Genomic DNA, 1,992 nt, shown 5'->3' on the forward strand with positions numbered 1-1,992 from the left:
AGGCCAGTTTCATCACCGGCTCTTATCATCTGGTGGATGGCGGCTATACCGCGCAGTGACGCGAGCGGCGGCATCGCCGCTGCCGGTCTGTAAGGCCGCAACCCGCGTCAGGGCCAGCCGGGGCAAATGTGACCACGGCCGGGCATGGGCAGAGGGGGCGCGCTTCGCGCGCAGTCAGTCTGCGGACGGAACCCGCAACCTCGGCAGTATAGCTGACGGAAGCCAATTTGATCATCAAATTGGCGCAGCATCAGCGGAAAATCAAAAGGATATGGCCAAACAACGTGATCATTTCAAACGCGTTTGGCTATGTGACCGACAGGATCACTGGCAAAGCATCGGCAAAAGCTCTGGCAGGCCCGCCGCAGGCTTATGCCGGGGGTCCGGGGGGCGCATAGCCCCCCCGGCCCCCGCGGGACGCAAATCTTGCACCGCTGACGTTCCACAAACGTTCCCGGCAACGCGCGACGGCGGTGTACAGCCTGTGCACATCCGGTGCCTGCCCCGGTGCCTGCCCTGTGCAGCCCCATCCCCAGCATTTGCCGGCTATTCCCGCGCCGCGCTGCTGTTGTGCCCGTATCATCCCCGCCGCCGGACCGCCGCCTTCAGTTCCGACAGCCGATAGGCGCCGGTCGCGAAGCTGAGGGTGAAATAGACGGTCGCGCCGCCAAAGACGAGAATGGCGAGGCCGGGGATACGGTGGATGCCCGAGCTCTCCAGCCAGCCGCGCGCGACCCACAGCGCCACAGCCATCAGCGCCGAGGCGAGCACGATCCGGGGTGCTGCGCGGCGCAGGCGCGTATCGGCGCGGGCGGCCTGACCCATGGTGCGGGTTCCCCACCAAAGCTGGCCGACCATCACCCAGGCGGCGATGGTGGTGCCAAGGGCCGCCGCCAGAAAGCCGAGGCTGGACATCAGGCCAAAGGCCACCGCCGCGTTGACCACCATCGAATACAGGGCAAAGCGGAACGGGGTACGTGTATCCTCGCGCGCGAAATACAGCGGTTGCAGGATTTTTTGCAGGACAAAGGCGGGCAGGCCAAAGGCATAGACGATCAGCGCATTCGCGGTCTGCACGGTGTCATTCGCGGTAAACTGGCCGCGTTCGAACAGCGTGGCGACCATCGGTTGCGCAATCACGGCGATGGCGAAGGCGGCAGGCAGGGTCAGGAACAGGCCGAATTCGGTGGCGCGGCTATAGGCGGCCTGACCGCCGGCGTGGTCGTTCGCGGCAAGACGGCGGGCCAGCTCGGGCAGCATCACAACGGCCACGGCGGCCCCCACCACGCCAAGCGGCAGTTGATACAGCCGGTCCGAATAAGACAGCCAGCCGATCGCTCCGTCAAAGCGCGATCCGACCTGCCGCCCGATCAGCAGGTTCAGTTGCACCACGCCCCCCGCAAAGGCGGCGGGCAGGGCGACGGCCAGCAGACGGCGCATGTCGGGCGACAGGCGCGGGCGGCGCGGCCAGAAGGTCCAGCCGGTGCGATGCGCGTCCCACCAGACCAGCGCAAGCTGCGAGATCCCGGTCAGCGGCGTCGCCCATGCCAGCGTCAGCCCCAGATCCCAGCCCCGCCAGCGGCCCAGCCCCATGGCGGCGATGAACAGCAGGTTCAGCAGCACCGGCGCGGCGGCTGCGGCGGTGAAACGACCATTGGCGTTCAGCACGCCCGAAATCATCGAGGCCAGTGAAATCAGCAGGATATAGGGGAAAGTGATCCTGCCGTATTCGACAGCCAGCGCGAAACGCTCATCCCCCTGAAAGCCAGAGGCCATCAGCCAGACCAGCGCCGGCATCAGGATCATCGCCACCGCAGACAACGCCATCACCGCCATGAACAGCCCCGAGAACGCGTTTGCCGCAAAGCGTTCGGCGTCGCCGCGATCCTCCAGCTTCTTGGAAAAGATCGGCACGAAGGCGGTGTTGAACGCCCCTTCGGCAAAGAAGCGGCGAAACATGTTGGGCAGCGACAGCGCGATCAGAAATGCCTC

Annotated in this window: 1 protein-coding gene; it reads right to left on the reverse strand. The window is 65.8% G+C overall.

Annotated elements, in window-relative coordinates:
• Positions 1-579 precede the first annotated feature (579 nt).
• The coding region (gene murJ, locus ACK5L9_RS16915; protein WP_416912627.1) for a murein biosynthesis integral membrane protein MurJ at positions 580-1,992 on the reverse strand (1,413 nt) is incomplete at its 5' end.

This window comes from Paracoccus sp. (in: a-proteobacteria) (genome assembly GCF_047973135.1).
In the GTDB taxonomy this organism is placed as follows: domain Bacteria; phylum Pseudomonadota; class Alphaproteobacteria; order Rhodobacterales; family Rhodobacteraceae; genus Paracoccus.